The sequence below is a fragment of the Micromonospora sp. NPDC007230 genome (assembly GCF_042869115.1).
Lineage (GTDB): Bacteria > Actinomycetota > Actinomycetes > Mycobacteriales > Micromonosporaceae > Micromonospora.
The window spans coordinates 235,787-253,250 of record NZ_JBIAFE010000008.1 but is presented as its reverse complement, the minus strand read 5'-3'; the positions used below and the strand labels follow the sequence as shown (position 1 = coordinate 253,250).

Annotated in this window: 17 protein-coding genes and 1 pseudogene; 12 read left to right on the top strand and 6 right to left on the bottom strand. The window is 72.1% G+C overall.

Annotated features, from left to right (window positions below):
- Positions 1 to 631: 631 nt before the first annotated feature.
- The gene (locus ACFYML_RS14380; RefSeq protein WP_387421024.1) at positions 632 to 949 is read left to right on the top strand and encodes a peptide-methionine (R)-S-oxide reductase; all 318 of its coding nucleotides are present in this window, start codon (positions 632 to 634) and stop codon (positions 947 to 949) included.
- Here ACFYML_RS14380 and ACFYML_RS14375 read toward each other — a convergent pair.
- Together ACFYML_RS14375 and ACFYML_RS14370 are read right to left on the bottom strand one after the other, a co-directional pair.
- The gene (locus tag ACFYML_RS14375; protein ID WP_387421023.1) at positions 935 to 3,067 is read right to left on the bottom strand and encodes a HelD family protein; all 2,133 of its coding nucleotides are present in this window, start codon (positions 3,065 to 3,067) and stop codon (positions 935 to 937) included. The genes ACFYML_RS14380 and ACFYML_RS14375 overlap by 15 nt on opposite strands.
- 199 nt (positions 3,068 to 3,266) lie before the next feature.
- A pseudogene (locus ACFYML_RS14370) lies at positions 3,267 to 3,446 on the bottom strand (transposase); the annotation flags it as partial.
- Positions 3,447 to 3,765: 319 nt separating this feature from the next.
- Here ACFYML_RS14370 and ACFYML_RS14365 point away from each other — a divergent pair.
- On the top strand, positions 3,766 to 4,464 hold the full coding sequence (locus tag ACFYML_RS14365) for a carbonic anhydrase (RefSeq protein WP_387421022.1): 699 nt from the start codon (positions 3,766 to 3,768) through the stop codon (positions 4,462 to 4,464).
- A 75-nt stretch (positions 4,465 to 4,539) separates the two neighbouring features.
- Here ACFYML_RS14365 and ACFYML_RS14360 read toward each other — a convergent pair whose 3' ends face one another.
- Positions 4,540 to 5,043: an O-acetyl-ADP-ribose deacetylase gene (locus ACFYML_RS14360; protein WP_387421021.1), complete on the bottom strand. Its 504-nt coding sequence runs from the start codon at positions 5,041 to 5,043 to the stop codon at positions 4,540 to 4,542.
- A gap of 178 nt (positions 5,044 to 5,221) precedes the next feature.
- On the opposite strand from ACFYML_RS14360, the gene ACFYML_RS14355 reads away from it, so the two are divergent.
- Complete coding sequence (locus tag ACFYML_RS14355) at positions 5,222 to 5,770, top strand: hypothetical protein (protein WP_387421020.1); 549 nt, start codon at positions 5,222 to 5,224, stop codon at positions 5,768 to 5,770.
- 326 nt (positions 5,771 to 6,096) lie between these two features.
- Positions 6,097 to 6,879, top strand: coding sequence for a BTAD domain-containing putative transcriptional regulator (locus ACFYML_RS14350; protein WP_387421019.1), 783 nt, complete (start codon positions 6,097 to 6,099; stop codon positions 6,877 to 6,879).
- Positions 6,880 to 6,948: 69 nt separating this feature from the next.
- Here ACFYML_RS14350 and ACFYML_RS14345 read toward each other — a convergent pair whose 3' ends face one another.
- From ACFYML_RS14345 to ACFYML_RS14335, 3 genes are all read right to left on the bottom strand, one after another.
- Positions 6,949 to 7,629: a response regulator gene (locus ACFYML_RS14345; RefSeq protein ID WP_387421018.1), complete on the bottom strand. Its 681-nt coding sequence runs from the start codon at positions 7,627 to 7,629 to the stop codon at positions 6,949 to 6,951.
- Complete coding sequence (locus ACFYML_RS14340; protein ID WP_387421017.1) at positions 7,626 to 8,711, bottom strand: sensor histidine kinase; 1,086 nt, start codon at positions 8,709 to 8,711, stop codon at positions 7,626 to 7,628. The genes ACFYML_RS14345 and ACFYML_RS14340 overlap by 4 nt, the downstream gene beginning before the upstream one ends.
- A gap of 101 nt (positions 8,712 to 8,812) precedes the next feature.
- Positions 8,813 to 9,376 (bottom strand): DUF3995 domain-containing protein, encoded by a 564-nt coding sequence (locus tag ACFYML_RS14335; protein WP_387421016.1) that lies wholly within the window; start codon positions 9,374 to 9,376, stop codon positions 8,813 to 8,815.
- A 279-nt stretch (positions 9,377 to 9,655) separates the two neighbouring features.
- Between ACFYML_RS14335 and ACFYML_RS14330 the strand changes: the two genes are divergently transcribed.
- Genes ACFYML_RS14330 through ACFYML_RS14295 form a run of 8 tightly spaced genes read left to right on the top strand, consistent with a single transcriptional unit; the run spans position 9,656 to position 17,392 of the window.
- On the top strand, positions 9,656 to 10,864 hold the full coding sequence (locus tag ACFYML_RS14330) for a beta-ketoacyl-[acyl-carrier-protein] synthase family protein (RefSeq protein WP_387421015.1): 1,209 nt from the start codon (positions 9,656 to 9,658) through the stop codon (positions 10,862 to 10,864).
- Positions 10,861 to 11,982: a beta-ketoacyl synthase N-terminal-like domain-containing protein gene (locus ACFYML_RS14325; RefSeq protein WP_387421014.1), complete on the top strand. Its 1,122-nt coding sequence runs from the start codon at positions 10,861 to 10,863 to the stop codon at positions 11,980 to 11,982. Before ACFYML_RS14330 ends, ACFYML_RS14325 begins: the two co-directional genes overlap by 4 nt.
- Positions 11,960 to 13,084 (top strand): beta-ketoacyl synthase N-terminal-like domain-containing protein, encoded by a 1,125-nt coding sequence (locus ACFYML_RS14320; protein WP_387421013.1) that lies wholly within the window; start codon positions 11,960 to 11,962, stop codon positions 13,082 to 13,084. Before ACFYML_RS14325 ends, ACFYML_RS14320 begins: the two co-directional genes overlap by 23 nt.
- Positions 13,074 to 14,000 (top strand): beta-ketoacyl synthase N-terminal-like domain-containing protein, encoded by a 927-nt coding sequence (locus tag ACFYML_RS14315; protein WP_387421012.1) that lies wholly within the window; start codon positions 13,074 to 13,076, stop codon positions 13,998 to 14,000. Before ACFYML_RS14320 ends, ACFYML_RS14315 begins: the two co-directional genes overlap by 11 nt.
- A complete protein-coding gene (locus ACFYML_RS14310) occupies positions 13,997 to 14,809 on the top strand; it encodes an alpha/beta fold hydrolase (protein ID WP_387421011.1) in 813 nt (270 codons plus the stop codon). Before ACFYML_RS14315 ends, ACFYML_RS14310 begins: the two co-directional genes overlap by 4 nt.
- On the top strand, positions 14,806 to 15,708 hold the full coding sequence (locus ACFYML_RS14305) for a thioesterase (protein ID WP_387421010.1): 903 nt from the start codon (positions 14,806 to 14,808) through the stop codon (positions 15,706 to 15,708). Before ACFYML_RS14310 ends, ACFYML_RS14305 begins: the two co-directional genes overlap by 4 nt.
- On the top strand, positions 15,705 to 16,424 hold the full coding sequence (locus ACFYML_RS14300; RefSeq protein ID WP_357441530.1) for a DsbA family protein: 720 nt from the start codon (positions 15,705 to 15,707) through the stop codon (positions 16,422 to 16,424). The genes ACFYML_RS14305 and ACFYML_RS14300 overlap by 4 nt, the downstream gene beginning before the upstream one ends.
- 23 nt (positions 16,425 to 16,447) lie before the next feature.
- Entirely contained in the window at positions 16,448 to 17,392 is a 945-nt protein-coding gene (locus tag ACFYML_RS14295; protein ID WP_387421009.1) for a beta-ketoacyl-ACP synthase 3, read from the top strand.
- Positions 17,393 to 17,464 lie beyond the last annotated feature (72 nt).

Genomic DNA, 17,464 nt, shown 5'->3' with positions numbered 1-17,464 from the left:
GGTGGCTTCGGGCCGCAGACACGGGTGGCCACGATCCTCGACGTTGCGGCCCTGCTGGCCTACGGGGCGTTCGGCCCGTAGAAGGGCTCCCGGTCTTCTCGACCTAGTGGAACTGCGCTGGGCAGTGAGAGCACGAGTGCCACCGGGGTCGGCCCATGTCCGTGGAGGTTGGGCACGCCGAGAAAAACCAGCTCGCGTCCCTACATCTCACACGTCACCCCGCGCATGATCCCCCCGATCGCTACCGCGATGCCTCGGCTTGTCAACCAAGGTCGTGAGGATCCGGAGCAGCCAGTGCCTCAGCCTCCGACAAACCTAGGCGGCTGGCGACCCGCCGCCGCATCCGGACTTCGGCGCTCGTTCGTGGCCGGAACTTCGGCTCCCGTGAACAGCCGCACACCTCGAAGCCTTCGTAGCGCAGCCCCGCCCTGAGAACTGCCGCAACCGCAGCCCACCCGGAGTCGTTCCGCCGACGGGGTGCCGCGAAGTCGTGCCCAGCAAAGACCATCGGCTGCCGGCACGACGTGCATGGGTGCTTCGCGCCGTCCCAGGGATACTTGTGACTACGACGGCACGGCACGCACACGTAGTGGACCTTGTAAGTGATCTCTGCGTACCGGCACACCTCCGCATGTTAGCGATATCTCGGTGGTACGCCTGCCAGCGCCAGGGCGCTCGGTCGCGGCGGGCGGTTTGGCGACTGCCCGGCGAAGAGATCGGCTCGGGGGCACCGCCATCCCGCCGCTGCCATGTGTTTGACGATGGTCCCCCGGAGACTGGCGGGTTGCGATACTGCATGAACTCGGCCGCGCTTCGGTTCGTCCGGCGCGACGACCTCGAGCGTGAAGGCTATGGCGAGTACCGCAGGATGTTTGACACCCAGACGGTGCGCGATGACCGAGGGGAGGAGCCTCTCCCCTGGGCCGGCCGCGCGTCACAGATCCGCTGATCGCGTCAGTTCGACGATGCAGAGCCTCTTGGTAGCGCGCGTCAGGGCGACGTAGAGGTCCCGCTGCCCTGACGATCGGGCCGCCACGATCTCGTCCGGAGCCACGACGATGACCGTGTCGAATTCGCGGCCACGCACCTGCCCGGCCGGCACCATTTCGGCATGGTCCGCGATCGCGGTGGCGGCGAGAAGGTCGGCTCGCTGGGCGGAGCAGATCACGCCGGCCAGCTCACCCGGCTGGGCCTCGCGCTGGGTCAGTAGTTCTCGAACGAGCGTCTCGATCAGCAGCCCGTCCGACGTGGTCAGGGTGCGGGGACTCTCGCCGTGGCGCAGTGAGGCGCTCAGCGACTGCTCCGGCGCGATCGCGGCAAGCAGTTCCCGGGTGCAGCCGAGGATCTCGGCCGTCGTGCGGTAGTTCACGGTGAGGGTGTGCACGTCGAGCGGGGCGCCGACGAACGGGCGGAAGATCTCCTGCCAGTCGTTGTGTACGGACGATGGGCCGGCCTGGGCGAAGTCGCCGACCACGGTCATCGATCTGGTCGGGCACCGACGCGTGATCATCCGCCATTCCATGTCGGTGACGTCCTGGGCTTCGTCGACGACCACGTGACCGAAGATGCGCTCGGGTGGCCCGTCAACCAGTGCGCGGGCTTCGTCCAACAGGGGCAGGTCCGCGCGGGTCCAGGGAGCCTCCGGCGTTCGTAGGAGGAGTTCTCGATCGCTCTGCTCGATGGCGGGAAGGAACTGCGACAGTGCCGCCTCATCGGTCAGCAAGCCCCGCACCACGTCACTGGGACGCAACTGTGGCCACAGACCCTCGATCACGGTGTCGACCTGCGCGTCCGCGCCAAGCGCACGCTGGACTGCTTCGCGGTCGAATGTCTCGTCCATCGCGTCGGCCGCGTCGTCGGTGAACCCCAGCGCGTCGAGATCGGCCGCTGCCGCCTTGTCCAGGTCGATGCCGACGAGGCTGGCCACCTCGGCGTCGATCTGCTCCAGAGATTCGACCGTTCGGCGCTCGACCGCATTCACCAGCTCGGACACCACGTGTTCCTTGAACGCCGCCCTGGCTTCGTTGTGGGCCAGCCCGGACGCGACCGCGCGGGCCTCAGCGATGACGGAGGCGTGGAGACGTAGCCGCTCCTGGCCGACCGTGATGGTGACGGGCACTGGCTGCGGCTGCTTGCTGCGCACCCAGCGGGCCAGGCCGTCGGCGAGCATCCGGTGCCCCTTGATCCGCGCCGTCTGCTCGTCTTCGGGCACTACGCGCAGACCGGGGTCGAGTAGGTCGTCGCGGGTGGCCAGGACCACGTCGTTCTCGCCGAGGGACGGCAGGACCTCCGAGATGTAGTCGAGGAAACGGCGATCCGGGCCGACCACCAGGACCCCGTCCTGGGTGGCCCGAGGGAACGCGTACAGGACGTACGCCGCCCGGTGCAGCGCGACGATGGTCTTGCCCGTACCGGGTCCGCCCTGGACCACGGTGATGCCTTTGCTCGCCGACCGCACGATGGCGTCCTGCTCCTCCTGCAGGGTGGAGATCGCCGCGCGCATCCGGCCGGTACGAGCCTCGGCCAGCGCCTCCGCCAGGGGACCGTCGCCGAGGACGTCGTCGGCGGTTGGCGGGGACCCGTCCAGGATCTCGTCGGCAAGTCCGATCACGGTGCGCCCGTCGACGCGCAGGTGTCGGCGCCGGCGCACGCCCAGGGGCTGCCGCGCGGTCGCGGCGTAGAACGGCCGGGCGGCCTCGGCGCGCCAGTCCACCAGCAGCGGCAGCTCTCCACCAGGCATCCGTAGTCCCGTTCGACCGATCCGCAGAACCGTGCCGTCGAGCTGGTCGATCCGCCCGAAACACAGTCCCTGCTCGGCGGCCTGGAGGCCATGCGACCGGCGCGTCAGCCTGGCTGCGGCGACCTCGCGTTCCTGCACCTCGCCCGCCGTCTCGGGGGTCGTCCTGAGAACGTCCGCGAGCTCGTCGCGCGTCGCCGCCAGCAGCGTGTCGAACTCCTGGTAGATCGCGGCGAGCGCCGACTGCTCCACGTTGATCTGTCGATCGGTACCGGCCATCGACCGCCTCGACCCCCCTTTTTTTGGGACTGCCGTCCGGGCGCCGTCCATAGTCCGCCGGAAGTCGCGGCGAAGTAAGCCTTGACTTACCTCCGGCCGTCCGCCGGGGGTGATCCTTCGAGGTGATGCATGTCATGGTGCCGTCTGAGAAAGTGTTGGGTAACTGGATGGCTACTTCTGGTTGAGTTCGTCGCTGAGGCGTCGAGCTGCCTCGGTCTCGATCAGGCCTTGTGGCTCGCGCCAGATCACGCGGCACCAGCCGCCGCGCGCGGCCAGTACGCAGCACGTACAGGATCGTGTCGATCACCAACCGACGTGGATAGCCCAGAGGCTGCCCGCCCCGGCGTGGATCACGCTGCGGCAGCAGCGGCTCGATCACCGCCCACTCCGGATCGGTCAGCGACGACCCGTACGCCGGTTTACAGACCAACGATACGGACGTGATCTTCGCCGACGCAGTCAGCGAAGATCACACCGAGGTATCACAACACTTTCTGAGGCGGAGCGCCGCGGCGACATCAGCAGCGCCCTGGCCACGCACCGCGAGCCACTGAAGCTTGTAGCCAAAACCAATCGCGGCCTCAGTCATGGCGTGATCGTAGGTGGCTGGGCCGTAAATGATGGTGCGTCGTCGCTCGCCTGGTGATGCCAACTACCGGGCCATCTCGTCTGACGTGTTCCGCGACACACTGGACACTGTGGACATCGGTGGTAGGAAATAGCTGACTGTCTACCTCCAGGAGATCACCGTGAAGCTCTCTCGTCTCTCTCGCCGGTCGCTGCTCGCGACCGGTGGCGCCGCCGTCGTCGCCGCGGCGGCTGCTCAACCCGCCGTCGCCGCGCCGGCTGAGGAGCCCGCTGTCACGCCGGACGAGGCCCTGCGCCGACTGCTGCGCGGCAACCACCGGTTCGTCACCGGGCACGGCCGGCACCCTCACCAGAGCCTCGACGACCTGCACCGGCTGGCCGCGGGTCAGCACCCGTTCGCCGTCACCGTCGGCTGCGCCGACTCCCGGGTGGCCCCGGAAGTGCTGTTCGACCAGGGCCTGGGCGACCTGTTCGACAACCGGGTGGCCGGGAACATCGTCGACGACCTGCTGTTGGGCAGCGTGGAGTTCGCGGTCGAGGAGTTCCACAGCCCGCTGATCATCGTCCTCGGGCACGAACGCTGTGGGGCCATCACGGCCACCATCGACGCCATCCGCTCCGGCGGCACGGCGCCGGGCCACATCGGCACGATCGTGGAGGCCCTCCGTCCCATCGTGGCGCCGGTTCTCGAGCAGCCGGGGGACCCGGTCGACAACGGCGTGCGGGCGAATGTCCGGGCGCAGGTGCGGGGGTTGGTCGAGCGCAGCCCGATCATCGCCGAGCGGGTGCACCAGGGCGCGCTGCGCGTGGTGGGCGGCCGGTACGACCTCGACACCGGCCACGTCACGCTCGTGGACTGACCCGAAACCAGCCGCGACGCCCGGAGGCGCGAGACGTGCCTCCGGGCGGGGCCGCTCGTGGCGACCGTGCCGGCGTCAGCCTTGCAGCGCCGCGGTCAGCAGGTCGTACGTGGCTTGGTCGAAGGCGACGAGGCGGACCTGCTCGACCTTTGTCGGGGTTGCCCGGATGGTCGAGACCGCGATGGTCGCCGCCTGGTCGGCGGGGAATCCATAGACGCCGGTGGTGATGGCGGGGAAGGCCACGCTGCGGGCGCCGATCTCATCGGCGACATCGAGGCTGCGCCGGTAGCACGACGCCAGGATGTCGGCCTCGCCGTGGTCGCCGCCTTCCCACACCGGACCGACCGTGTGGATGACATGGCGTACCGGTGGGTCCAGGTCGAACGCGGGTGTGGCCACCGCGTCGCCCGGGGCGCAGGGCGCCAGCGCGGCACCCGCCCGGGCCAGTCGCGGCCCGGCCGCCCGATGGATCGCCCCGTCCACCCCGCCGCCGCCCAGCAGCGACTCGTTCGCCGCGGTGACGATGGCGTCCGCGTCCTCGCTGGTGATGTCACCGAGCACAACTTCGACCACAGGCATCTGCCGATGATGCCACCCGGCGCTTCCTGGTGTGCGGCTCACCAGCCCGTTGCCGCCGGCATGCGACCGGTCGTCGATGCTGCCTCGACCCGGTCGTGGTCAGGTCGATGCTTCCAGGATCATCCGACCAACGACCGGCGATGGTGCGGCCAGGCCGGTGGGATAGAGGCGATCAGCTGTGCTGCGAGAGAGACTCCGGCGGTGGGACCCCCGGGTGTGGAACGCCACCCCGGAGGAGGTGGCGGCCGACTATCCGTGCGACCGCCACATGGCGATGCCGTTCCGCTCGTTCGTCCGGGCCGTCGACGTGGCGGCGCCCGTCCCGCTGGTGTACCGGTGGCTGTGCCAACTCAAGGTCGCGCCGTACAGCTACGACCTGGTCGACAACCTGGGACGGCGCAGTCCCCGGACCCTCACCCCGGGCGCGGAGCAGTTGGCGCTCGGTCAGAAGTTCCTGATCTTCGAAGTGGTCGACTTCGTCCCGGACGAGCATCTCACCGGGATGATCGCCCAGCGGCACCGGCGCAGCTACGGCGAGGTGGCGGTCACCTACCGGGTGACGCCGGCCGCGGGTGGCACCCGGCTGGTCGGGCGGCTCGACGTCGGTGCCACCACCGTCTTCGAACAGGCTCGACGGGCGGCGCTGGCGGTCGGTGACGCGCTCATGGGCCGCAAGCAGTTGCTCACCATCAAGGCTCTCGCCGAGCGGTCTGCCCGGGCGGAGTGAACCGTGGATGGGCCCGCGCCGGTTGGCGGCGGGCGCGTCGGTGAAATGGGAGTGAACGCGAATCGCAATCGCATTCCTCGGCTGCGGGTGGTCCGTTGTCGGCGCCTGGCGGCCTGCTTGGGAACTGTTTGTGAAACTGTCCTGCACGCTCAGCGACTTCGATGGCTGAAAAGTCAAGTCCTTTAGGGGGGTGGTGGCGTACCACCAAAGTGGTATCGATGAGGTCCGATGAGTAGCGGGTACGTTCACCTTGGACGCAGAAGGGCTTGAGACGGGCTCACAGGCAGTTAGCGTCTACGTCAGATGCGTAGAGAAGAGGGTACAAAATGCTCCGCTTCAACATCCTCGGCAGCCTGGAAGTCCGACACCACGGCGTGGATTGCACGCCCACCGCGCCGAAGGTCCGTGCGGTCCTCGCGCTGCTGCTGCTCCGGGCCAATCAGACGGTGAGCCAGGACGCCATCTTCGACTGGCTGTGGGGCAACCGGCCACCCCGAAGCGCCGCCACCACCACCCAGACGTACGTCTACCAGCTCCGGGCGCTCTTCGAGCGGGTGGGCGTGGCCGGCTCCGCCGACCAGCTGCTGATCACCCGGCCGACGGGATATCTGCTGTCACTCGGCGAGGAGCAGCTCGACGCGACCGTCTTCGCCCGCCTGTGCGAGGAGGGCGGCGCGTTGCTGGACGCCGGGCAGGCGGCGGAGGCGGCCCAGCGCCTGCGTACCGCCCTGTCCCTGTGGCGGGGGCCGGTGCTCGACGACGTCAACGTCGAGGACTGGATGGCCGCCGACCTCGCGCACCTCACCGAGCTGCGGATGCGGGCGTTGGAGCTGCGCATCGAGGCGGACGCCCGGTTGGGTCGCTACCGGGAACTGATCACCGAGCTGCGGGCCCTGGTCGCGGCGCACCCGTTCAACGAATGGTTCCACGCCCAGCTGATCACCGCGCTGAACCGGTGCGGCCGGCGGGCCGAGGCGCTGCACGCGTACCGGAGCCTGCGGCAGACCCTCTCCGACGAACTGGGCCTGGAACCGACGCCCGAGCTGCAGGAGCTCCAGCGGCAGGTGCTGAACGGCAGCCCCGCCCGGCTCCTCGTCGCCGCTGGCTGACCGCCGGGCCGGCGCCCTCGGTCCCGCATGCGGATCGAGGGCGCCGACAGCGTCAGCTGCCGCCCGCGGTCACCCACGCGGCCGCGGGACGGCCGGCTTCTCCGGGCTGACCAGGTTCATGGCGATGGCCTTGTTCACCGCGTCGATCCGGGACACCGCGCCCAGCTTGGTGAACACGTTGCGCAGGTGCCGCTTGACCGTGCCCTCGGTGATGTCCAGCCGCCGGGCGATCTGCGAGTTGCTGTAGGCCTGCGCGACCAGGCTGACGATCTCCACCTCGCGGTCGGACAGGATCCGCGCGCCGGCGTCGCTGACCTGCTCGAAGCTCTCCCGCGAGATCGACAGCATGATCCGGCCGGCGTCGGTGCGCACGCTGCGCAGCGTGGCGACCAGGTCGTCGCGGGTCACGCTCTTCAGCAGGTACGCGCGGGCTCCGGCGCCGAGCAGTTCCCGCACCACGGTGGGCTCGTCGAACATGCTCAGGATGACGATGCGGGTGGCCGGCGCCGCCGCCAGGGTCCGGGCGATGGTGGTGGCGGCGTGGTCGCCGGGGATGCCGACGTCGAGCAGCATCACGTCGGGCCGGTGTGCGGCGGCGAAGGCCACCGCCTCGGCCCCGGTGCTGGCCTCGCCGACCACGGTCAGGTCCGGCTCCATCGACAGCAGCTCGCGCAGGCCGTGCCGGAACAGTGCGTGGTCGTCGACGAGGAGGATCCTGGTGGGCGCGGAAGGCTGGGCGGACGATGTCATCGCGAGGTCCCCGAGAGTGGGATGAAGGCCTCGACCCGGGTGCCGCGACCTGGCGTGCTGTGCAGGAAGAGTTTGCCGCCGAGCAGTTCGACCCGTTCGTGCATGGAGGCCAGCCCGCTGCCGCCGGTGCAGGCGCCGTGGTCGGGGTCGAAGCCGACGCCGTCGTCGCTGACCCAGACCCGGATCTCGTGGGGTGCGATGTCCACGTGGCTCAGGATGGTCTGCGCCTCGGAGTGGCGGAAGGCGTTGCGCAGTGCCTCGCGGACCACCAGGAAGACCTCGGCCAGCACTTCGGCGGGGATCCAGGCCTCGTCCCCGCTGACTGCGAGGTCGACCGCCGCGTTGTCCTCGCCCATGACGTCGAGGAAGCCGCGCAGGGCCTGCTCCAGGTTGTCGAACTTGGACTCCAGCCGCAGGTCGGTGGCCACCCCGCGGACCGCCTCGAGGGTGTGCACGCTGGCCTGGTAGGCGACGTCGAGCTTGTCGTGCGACCGGTCCTGGTCGGTGTCCGCGTACGCCTTGGCCAGTTCCAGGTTGCGGGTCACGACGCTGGCCGACCCGCCGACGCGGTCGTGCAGTTCGCGGGCTATCCGGCGCCGCTCGGCGAGCTGCGCCTGCTGTACGCGGTCGAGCAGGAACCCGACGTACGCCTCGGAGGCCCAGCGGACGCGGGTCATGACGCTGCGCTGCAGGGCCTGGGTGGCGGTCCGGACGATGCAGGCGGCGTCCGGCTGGCCGGCGGCGGTCTCGATCACCGCGTCGAGGACCGGATCGAACAGTTCGGTCGCGGCCCGCAGGGACTCGACCGGGTGCAGGTTGCCCATGGCGCGGGCCGCGCCGGCCTGCCAGGCGAGGGCGATCGCCGTCTCGTCGACCTGGATCTGTCCAGTTCGGATGCTCTCAGTGACGTCGGCCAGCACCTGCCGGGCCTGGATAATTGCCTGGTTGAGAAGCGTTTCCTCGATGCCAATCGGGCCGCAGGCCCCGATCAGACGCTTACGGAAAGTGTCCAGAACCGTGTCGTGGCGGGCCTGGAACGCGCTCGCGATAAAGAATCCCGTGGCGAGCGCGCTTGGATCCATTGGTCTCTTACCTTTCGCCGAACTGTCCCCGCGAACGGCAAGTCTCCATTGTTTCGCACCGGATGGGCAAGGTCTTGTGACACATGATCGAACTAGTTTACCTATTTGTGCCGCAGAGTTCGTATGCTAAGCCTCGAGTAGCGGATTGCCGCCAGGGTGAACAGCAGGCCACCGGAGAGCCACACCGGGTCCCAGAGCAGCAGGTGCCAGGGCAGTGCCGCCCGGCCGAGCCCGGCCGGGACCTCGACCAACCCCGTCACGATCAGCAGGTGTTGCGCCAGGTTCGCCACACCATACAGGGACAGCAGGGCGGCGGCGCCCCAGCCGGCGAGCAGCCGCATCCAGCGCGGCAGCCAGCGGGGGCGCTCGTCGACGAGCGCCAGGGCGAGCGCCGCGGCGACCAGCTTGAGCACCGCGGTGGCCCACAGCAGGGCCACGAAACCGGGCTCCCGGGCCAGTGCCGGGCCTTCGACGGCCGGGCCGATGGTGCCGGTGCCGACCCGGCCCCCGGCCGCCCAGTAGAAGCTGAGCGCGGCGAACAGCACGGACCAGACGCAGGCGCCGTACGCGGCCCAGGGACCAGCTTGCCCACCGGCCCGCCGCGCCGGATCGGCGGAACCGCCGTCGCGCTGGCCGTCGGTGCTCGCTGCGGTGCTCCGGGTCACCGGTCCTCCCGTGGTCGGGTTCGTTGATCGGCATCGTATCGGTGGACGTCGGTGCGGCCGCGTCCGCCTTCCGTGGCAAGGCTTTTCCGTGGCCCTCGAAGCGGCCTCTACGTTGGCTCGACGTCGCGGCCGGGGGTTCGAGGCGGCGTCGAGGCCGCCGCGAGGCCGTCACAAGGCGGCGGCTCGACGGTGAGAACCCGACCACGCTGCGGATGACGGGGCGGCGCGCGGCGCTCGCCGACGGACGCGGCCCAAGGACTCACGAAGGACTCCTGGGTGATGAACCGACGGGTTGTGGTAACCGGGCTCGGGCCGGTGTCGAGCATCGGCATCGGCGTCGACGCCTTCACGACGGCACTGCGCGCCGGGCGCAGCGGCATCACGCCGATCGCCAGCTTCGACACCACCGGCTTCCTGACCGACCGGGCCGGCGAGGTGCACGAGTTCGCGCCGGAGGCCATGCTGGCCCGGCTCGACCCGGCGGACTGGGGCCGCAGCAGTCTCTTCGCCGCCGCCGCGGCCCGGCTCGCGCTCACCGACGCGGGAGCCACCGACCTCCCGGACCGGTCCGACCGGATCGGCGTCTGCATGGGTACGACCAGCGGCGAGTCCCAGGTGGTGGAGCGGCTCACCGAACACTGGTTGGCCCACGGCTACCCGGACACGCCGCAGCGGCTGGCCCGCCAGCTGCCCGCGGGACGCGTCGCCGAGGCGGTGAGCCGGGAACTGGGCCTCACCGGCGCGGCGCTGACCGTCTCGACCGCCTGCTCGGCGAGCAACTACGCCCTCGGCTACGCCCTCGACGTCATCGCCACGGGCGAACAGGACTACATGCTGATCGGCGGAGCCGACTCGGTGTGCCGGTGGGCCCATGCCGGCTTCTACCGCTTGGGCGCGCTCGCCGCCGAGCGGTGCGCGCCGTTCGACCGCGACCGGGCCGGGGTGATCACCGCCGAGGGCGGCGTGGCGCTGTTCCTGGAGAGCCTGGACTCGGCCCGGGCCCGCGGCGCCCGGATCTACTGCGAGGTGCTCGGCTACGGGCTCACCTGCGACGCCAAGCACCCGACCGCGCCGGACGCGACGAGCGTGGCCCGCTGCATGCGGCTGGCCCACCAGGACGCCGGCGTCAAGCCCGACGAGGTCGACTTCATCTGCGCCCACGGCACCGCCACCCCGGCCAACGACGCCGCCGAGTACGAGGCGGTCCGCGACGTCTTCGGCGACCGGCTGCCGCCGATGAGCTCGGTGAAGTCGATGCTCGGCCACACGATGGGCGCGGCCAGCGGGTTCAGTGCCCTGGCCGGGGCGCTGGCCATCTCGGCCGGCTTCCTCGCGCCGACCATCAACCACGTGACCACCGACCCGGCGATGACCGGCCTGGACGTCGTACCCAACGAGTCGCGTCCCGAGCAGCCGCGCATCGTCCAGGTCAACGGTTTCGCCTTCGGCGGCAACAACGCCATCACGATCCTTGGACGGCTCGCATGACCGTGACCACCGATTCGCGTACCGACTCCTTCGTGCTCGGCGTCTCCGGGTGGGGCGTGCTGTCCCCGTTCGGGTTGGGCGCCGACGAGTTCACCGCCGGCCTGCGTACCGGGCGGGACGGCACGGTCGACGCGGCCGCGCTGACCGAGGAACCGGTGCCGGACCCGCGGGCGTACGGCCTGGTCGGGTTCCGCGCCCGGGACCACCTGGGCCGCAAGGGCACCAGCTTCCTCGACCGGCGGACCGCGTTCGCGGTGCTGGCCTGCGGCCAGGCGCTGGCCGACAGCGACCTCGTGGTCGGCGACGACAACCGGGACCGGGTCGGCGTCGTGCTCGGCACCAGCGTCGGCAGCCTCCAGTCGACCAGCGACTACAGCCGGGACACCCTGGTGCAGGAGAAGCCCTACCTGGTCAACCCGATCCTGTTCCCCAACACCGTGCTCAACTGCGCGGCCGGCCAGGCGGCCATCTGGCACCAGCTGCGCGGGGTCAACACCACCCTCGCCGGCGGCGGGATGGCGACCCTGGCCGCGCTCCGCTACGCCACGACGGTGCTGCGGCGCGGCCGCGCGGAGGCGCTGCTGGTCGGCGCGGTGGACGAGTACACCCCGCAACTGGCGTGGACCGAGCACGCCACCGCCGCGTCGCCGACCGCGGTCGGCGGCGAGGGCGGCGCGGTCTTCCTGGTCGAGGACGCGGCCGCCATGCGCGCCGCCGGCCGCGAGCCGGTCGCCGAGATCCTCGCGGTCGGCCTCGGCCACACCGGAGGGCGGACGGAGCTCGCCGCGGCGCTCGCCGACCGGGTACGCCGGGTGCTGGACCAGGCCGACGTCCACCCCCAGGACCTCGCCACCGTGGTCACCTCCGGCGCCGCCGCCGAGGAGCAGGCGCTCGACGAGGTGGTCGGCCCGGACGCCGACCGGGTGGCCATCACCGACCTCGCCGGCAACTGCCCGACCGCCGCCGGCGCGCTCCAGGTCGCTGCGGTGCTGGCCCACCAGCGGGGCGCGCCGGAGCACGACGGGTGCCTCTCGCTGATCGTCGCCAGCACCGCCGACGGCTCCGTCGGCGCTGCCGTCCTGAAGGGAACCGGGCGTGCGGCTCGCGATCACCGGTAGCGCGATGCGCACCAGCCTCGGCGACACCGCCGAGACGTACCAGGCGTTGCTGGCCGGGGAATCCGGCCGGCAACCGCTGCGGTACGTCGCCCCGGACGGCGTCAACGTCCGCCACGGCTACCACCTGGACGCGGCCGGCCCGGAACGCCCGTACCGGGCCAGCGCCTGGCTGGCCGAGTGCGTGGCGGCGGCGGCCCGGGAGGCCGGCCTCGACTACGCCCGGCAGCGTGTCGTCGTGCTGGTCGGCACCGGGCTGCGGGAGCTGCGGGCGGTGGAACGGTGGCGGGCCGACGGGCAGCCGGCGGACCTGGACGCGCTGCACTTCGGCGCCGCCGTGCGCGCCGCGTTGCCCGGCGTCGAGGACGTCGTCACGGTCTCCAACGCCTGCTCGGCCTCCTCGCACGCGCTCGCGCTCGCCGCCGACCTGCTCCAGCTCGACGAGGCGGACGCGGTGCTGGCCTGCGGCGCCGACGCGATGACCGAGAGCATGCTCGCCATGATCGGGCGGGTCGGGGACGAGTCCAGCGACGCGGTACGGCCGTTCGACGCCGACCGCAAGGGGGTGCTGCTCGGCGACGGCGCGGTGGCCGTCGTGCTGCAGCGGGCCCCCGACGACGCCACCGTGCTGCTGCGCGGAGTGGGCATGTCGTGCGACGCGTACCACGAGACGGCGCCCGACCCGGCCGGCCTGCGCGCCGCGATGGACGACGCGTACCGGCGGGCCGGGCTGAGCCCGGCCGACGTCGGGCTGGTGCTGGCGCACGGCACCGGCACCGCGCTGAACGATCCGACCGAGGCCGGGGTGCTGGCCGGGCTGTTCGCCGACGCCGGCCCCGGACCGCTGGTCACCGGGATCAAGGGCGCGATCGGGCACACCTCCGGCAGCGCCGGGCTGATGAGCCTGCTGGTCGCCGTCGAGGCGCTGCGGCACGGCCAGGTGCCGCCGGTGGTCGGACTGCGCACCCCGATCCCCGAGGCGGCCCCGCTGCCCCTGGTGATCGGCGGGCCGGCCGGCACCGACGCCCGGGTGGCCCAGGTCAACGCGTTCGGATTCGGCGGCGTGAACGCCGTCTGCCTGGTGGAGGTGCGGCATGGACGGTGACCGTGTGGTGGTCGGGGCCGCGGCGGTACACGTGCCCGGGATCGCGCCGGAGCGGCTGATTGCCTCGGCCACCGAGCCCGACTGCGGCCCCGACGAGGCGCACACGCTGCTCGGCCGCAAGGGTCTGCTGTTCAAGGAGCCGGCGGTGCGGCTCGCCATGTGCGCCGTACACCGGGCCCTGGGCCTGCCGCCCGGCCGACCGACCGGGCCGGTGCCGGGCGCCGCCGGGACCGCCGTCGTGGTCAGTTCCAACCTCGGCAACGTCGCCACCGTCTGCGACATCGTCGACCAGGTACGCGCGGGCGGCCTGCGCGGGGTGAGCCCGATGCAGGCGCCGAACGCGTCGAGCAACATCATCGCCAGCAGCATCGCCATCCGGTACGGCTTCACCGGCCCCAACCTGATGGTCTGCTCCGGCGCGACCGGTGGGCTCGACGCGGTGCGGCTCGGTGCCCTGCTGGTGCGCAGCGGCCGGGCCCACCGTGCCGTCGTGGTGGGCGCCGAACCGGCCGACGAGATCGCGGCCGGGTTGCGCGCCGCCGGCGGGATCCCGCCGGGGCCGCCGCAGGGGATGGCCGCCTGCGTGGTGCTCGTCCCGGCCGAGCAGCCGGGCCCGGTCCGGCTGCACTCGGTACGCCGGCACCGGGCCCCGGAGCCGGTCCCGGCCGGCGGGCCGCGGACCATCCGGCTGGCCTGCGGCACCGGCGATGGCCCGGACCAGGACCTGGCCGCCCTGCTCGGGGGCGGATACGGCGCGGCCGGGGTGCTGCAGACCGGGCTCGCCACCCGGTGGCTGACCGACCCGGCCACCCGACCGGAAGGTGTCGAGGACGCGGTCGAGGCGGTGCTGACCTGCGGCTCGACCGGCGACGGATTCGCCACCGCACGGCTGTGCCGCGACGGGGACCGGACATGACCTGGCGGCTGCTCGCCGCGCCCGGCGCCGCCCCGGAGCACGGGCGGGCCCGGGTGGTGGCGGCCGTGCACGGCCTGGCCGACCACGGGAGCACCTGGCAGGACCTGGCCGTACGACTCGGCCCCGGCTACCGCTGCTATGCCGTCGACGCCCCGTGGAGCGGCGACCCCGGTCGGTCCCTGGTGGACTCGGCCGGTCCCGCCGAGTGGCTGCGACGGGCCCTGGCGGCCGTGCCCGAACCCGTCGACGTGCTCGTCGGCCACTCCTTCGGCGCCAACGCCGTCCTGGACCACCTGGCCACCGGAGCGCCGCCGGCGGTCTGCGCCGCCGTCCTGCTCGCGCCGCTGGTCCGCCCCGCCGACCGGGCCCCGCACCCGGTGCTGATCGCCCGCACCCGGGCGGCGATCCGGCAGGTGGTGGCCGACGGGCTGCGGGCCCGGCTCGGCCCCCGCGCCGCGCACGTCGCCGACGACCTGCTCGCGGCGATGGTCGACAAGGCCCTGCAGCGGGTGCCCGACGGTGCCGCCGACCTGGTGCTGGACCGGCTGCTCGCCACGCCGCGGCCCGCGCTGGGACAGGTCCGCACCCCGATCCTGGTCCTGGCCGGGCGGGACGACCAGCGGCTGGCCGGGGTGCGGGCCAACTCGCTCGCCGTGCTACCGGCGGCGCAGGTGCGCGTCCGCCCGCACTACGGCCACTTCTGTCACATCACGCAGGCGACCGAGGTGGCCGCCGAGTGTGCCGAGTTCCTCGACCGCGTCGTGCCGGCACTGTCGCCGGCCGGTCCGACCTTGGAGGTTTCCGCATGACCGTCCTGCTCGACGCCCACCCGACGACCTACCGCGGCCGGCCGCGGTACGAGGGTGCCAACATCGGCACCTGGGTCGGTTTCAAACAGTTCGTCTACCTGGCCGAGGACGCGGTGTTGCAGTACTACCGCGACCGCGGGACGGGTCCCGGCCAGCTGTTCCACGGGGCCGGGGTGCAGCTGTCCATCGTGGAGCACTCGGTGCGGCTGCCCGGCCCGGTGTTCGTCGACGACGAGGTGCACGCCGAGGCGACGCCCGCGCCGGGCGGCAACGACGCCGAGGACACCTTCGCCGTCACGCTGACCGTCGAGCGGCACGGACAGCCGGTGCCCGTGCTCAAGGGCAAGGTCCGGGTCGCGTTTGTCGCGCCGACCGGGGTCACCGGGAAGCTGCCCGCGGAGCTGGCCGGCCGGGTGGTGCCCGGCGTCGCCGCGCTGCGCCCACCGGCCGAACCGCCCGCCGCCTTCCGGCCCGGCTTCCGGTGGAGCGAGACGATCCCGTACCCGCACTGCCAGTTCTCCGACCGGATCCAGCACTCCGGTTACGTGCGCGACCTGGAGGAGGTGGTGCACCGGTACCTGGCCGAGCGGGGCATCTCGATCCGGCGGATGCTCACCGAACGCAACTGGATCCCGGCCGTGACGCGCTCCCAGGTGCGGCTGCTCGCCGACGCGCACCTCGAAGAGGAGCTGCACATCGTCTTCACCGTCGACGACATCGTCAAGGACGTCATGTTCAGCGGCCGGATGGACTGCTACGTGGTCCGCGACGGCCGGATCGTGCACACCGCCACCGGATCGATCACCCACGGGTACGGGGTGGCCAGCGGCCCCGACGCCGGCCAGGTCGCCGTCATGGACCCGCAGACGCAGGCCGCGCTGCTGTGGAGCGCGCCGTGACCGGCCGGCCGAGGGTGTACTTCTCGTTCCAGAGCCCGTTCAGCTGGATGGCGTTGCGGCAGCTGGAAGAGCGCGTACCGGACTTCGCGGACCTGTTCGAGTACGTACCCTTCTGGGACCCCGACGACCGGACCCGGGCCGGCCTCGACGCGCACGGTGCGGACTTCCACTACACCGTGATGAGCAAGGCCAAGCACCTGTACATCCTGCACGACACCAAGCGGCTCGCGGCCGGCTTCGGCTACCGCCTGGTCTGGCCGGTGGACGTCGCGCCCTGGTGGGAGCCGTCCGCGCTGGGCTGGCTGCGCGCCCGCGAACTGGGTTGTGAACGGCGGTTCTACCAGGTCGTCACCGAGGCCCGCTGGGACCGGGGCGACAACATCAGCGACCCGGCGGTGCTGCGGGCCGCCTGCGACGCGGCGGGCCTGCCCGGCGCCGAGCTGATGGCCGCCGTCGACGACGACCGGATCCGCGAACTGGGCGTGGCAGCGCTGGTCAGCGCGCACCACGACGAGGTGTTCGGCATCCCGCTGTTCCTCGTCGACCGCCAGCGCTACTGGGGCGTGGACCGGATCGCCGACGTCGAGGCGGCGGTACTGGCGCTGCGCGGTGCCGGCCCGGCGGTCGAGTCGGCCGACCTGCTGGCGAGCCTCCCGGTGGCGGCGCTCGCCACGGTCGGCTCGTTCGACCACGACGAGCCCGGCGGCTGCGGCTGACCGGGCGAGGGGAGGAGATGACAGTGCGCACCTGGCAGGGATCCCGCATCGCCGGGCTCGGCTACTACCAACCGCCGCGGGTACTCACCAACGAGCAGCTCACCCAACTGGTCGACACCGACGACGCGTGGATCCGCAGCCGGGTCGGCATCCAGCAGCGGCACATCGCGGAGGACCAGTCGGTGGCCGACATGGCCTCCGCCGCCGCCGGCAAGGCGCTCGGCGCGGCCGGCATCATGCCCGCCGAGGTGGACCTGGTGGTCGTCGCCACCTGCACGTCCATCGACCGGGTGCCGAACGTGGCGAGCCGGGTGGCGGCGAGCCTGGAGATGGCCGGGCAGGCGGCGTACGACATCAACACCGCCTGCTCCGGCTTCTCGTACGCGCTGGCCACCGCCGACCACGCCATCCGCGCCGGCGCCGCCGGCACGGCCGTGGTGATCGGGTCGGAGCGGCTCACCGACTGGATCGACTGGCAGGACCGCAGCACCTGCATCCTGTTCGGGGACGGCGCCGGCGCGGCGGTGCTGGTCGGGGACGACGACCCGGGCATCGGCCCGGTGGTGTGGGGCGGGTCCGCCCAGCGCGGGCCGGCGATCCGGATCGAGGGCCGCTCGGCGCGGATCGAGCAGGACGGCGCGACCGTGTTCCACTGGGCCACCACCGCGCTCGCGCCGATCGCGGAGGAGGCCTGCCTGCGGGCCGGCATCAAACCGGCGGAGCTGGCTGGATTCGTGCCGCACCAGGCGAACCTGCGCATCATCAACGCGATCGCCCGGGAGCTCGGGGCCGAGCAGGCCGTGATCGCCCGGGACATCGTGTCGTCCGGGAACACCTCGTCGGCGAGCACCCCGATCGCCCTGGCGAAGCTGGTGGAGCGGCGGGAGGTGCCCAGTGGCGCGCCGGTGCTGCTGCTCGGGTTCGGTGGCGGGCTGACGTACGCCGGTCAGGTGATCCGCTGTCCCTGAGCCACCGCCGACCGCCCGGCGCCGCCCGGCGTCCGCCGCCCTGCAGGGCGTCGGGTGCCGGGCGGCGCCGGT

What these genes read in the sequence shown, in the direction of transcription:
- ACFYML_RS14310 (WP_387421011.1), top strand. Translation starts at nt 13,997, where the DNA reads ATGACCTGGCGGCTGCTCGCCGCGCCCGGCGCCGCCCCGGAGCACGGG.
- ACFYML_RS14340 (WP_387421017.1), bottom strand. Translation starts at nt 8,711, where the DNA reads ATGGATCCAAGCGCGCTCGCCACGGGATTCTTTATCGCGAGCGCGTTC.
- ACFYML_RS14315 (WP_387421012.1), top strand. Translation starts at nt 13,074, where the DNA reads ATGGACGGTGACCGTGTGGTGGTCGGGGCCGCGGCGGTACACGTGCCC.
- ACFYML_RS14330 (WP_387421015.1), top strand. Translation starts at nt 9,656, where the DNA reads ATGAACCGACGGGTTGTGGTAACCGGGCTCGGGCCGGTGTCGAGCATC.
- ACFYML_RS14305 (WP_387421010.1), top strand. Translation starts at nt 14,806, where the DNA reads ATGACCGTCCTGCTCGACGCCCACCCGACGACCTACCGCGGCCGGCCG.
- ACFYML_RS14350 (WP_387421019.1), top strand. Translation starts at nt 6,097, where the DNA reads ATGCTCCGCTTCAACATCCTCGGCAGCCTGGAAGTCCGACACCACGGC.
- ACFYML_RS14325 (WP_387421014.1), top strand. Translation starts at nt 10,861, where the DNA reads ATGACCGTGACCACCGATTCGCGTACCGACTCCTTCGTGCTCGGCGTC.
- ACFYML_RS14380 (WP_387421024.1), top strand. Translation starts at nt 632, where the DNA reads ATGTTAGCGATATCTCGGTGGTACGCCTGCCAGCGCCAGGGCGCTCGG.
- ACFYML_RS14345 (WP_387421018.1), bottom strand. Translation starts at nt 7,629, where the DNA reads ATGACATCGTCCGCCCAGCCTTCCGCGCCCACCAGGATCCTCCTCGTC.
- ACFYML_RS14375 (WP_387421023.1), bottom strand. Translation starts at nt 3,067, where the DNA reads ATGGACGGCGCCCGGACGGCAGTCCCAAAAAAAGGGGGGTCGAGGCGG.
- ACFYML_RS14360 (WP_387421021.1), bottom strand. Translation starts at nt 5,043, where the DNA reads ATGCCTGTGGTCGAAGTTGTGCTCGGTGACATCACCAGCGAGGACGCG.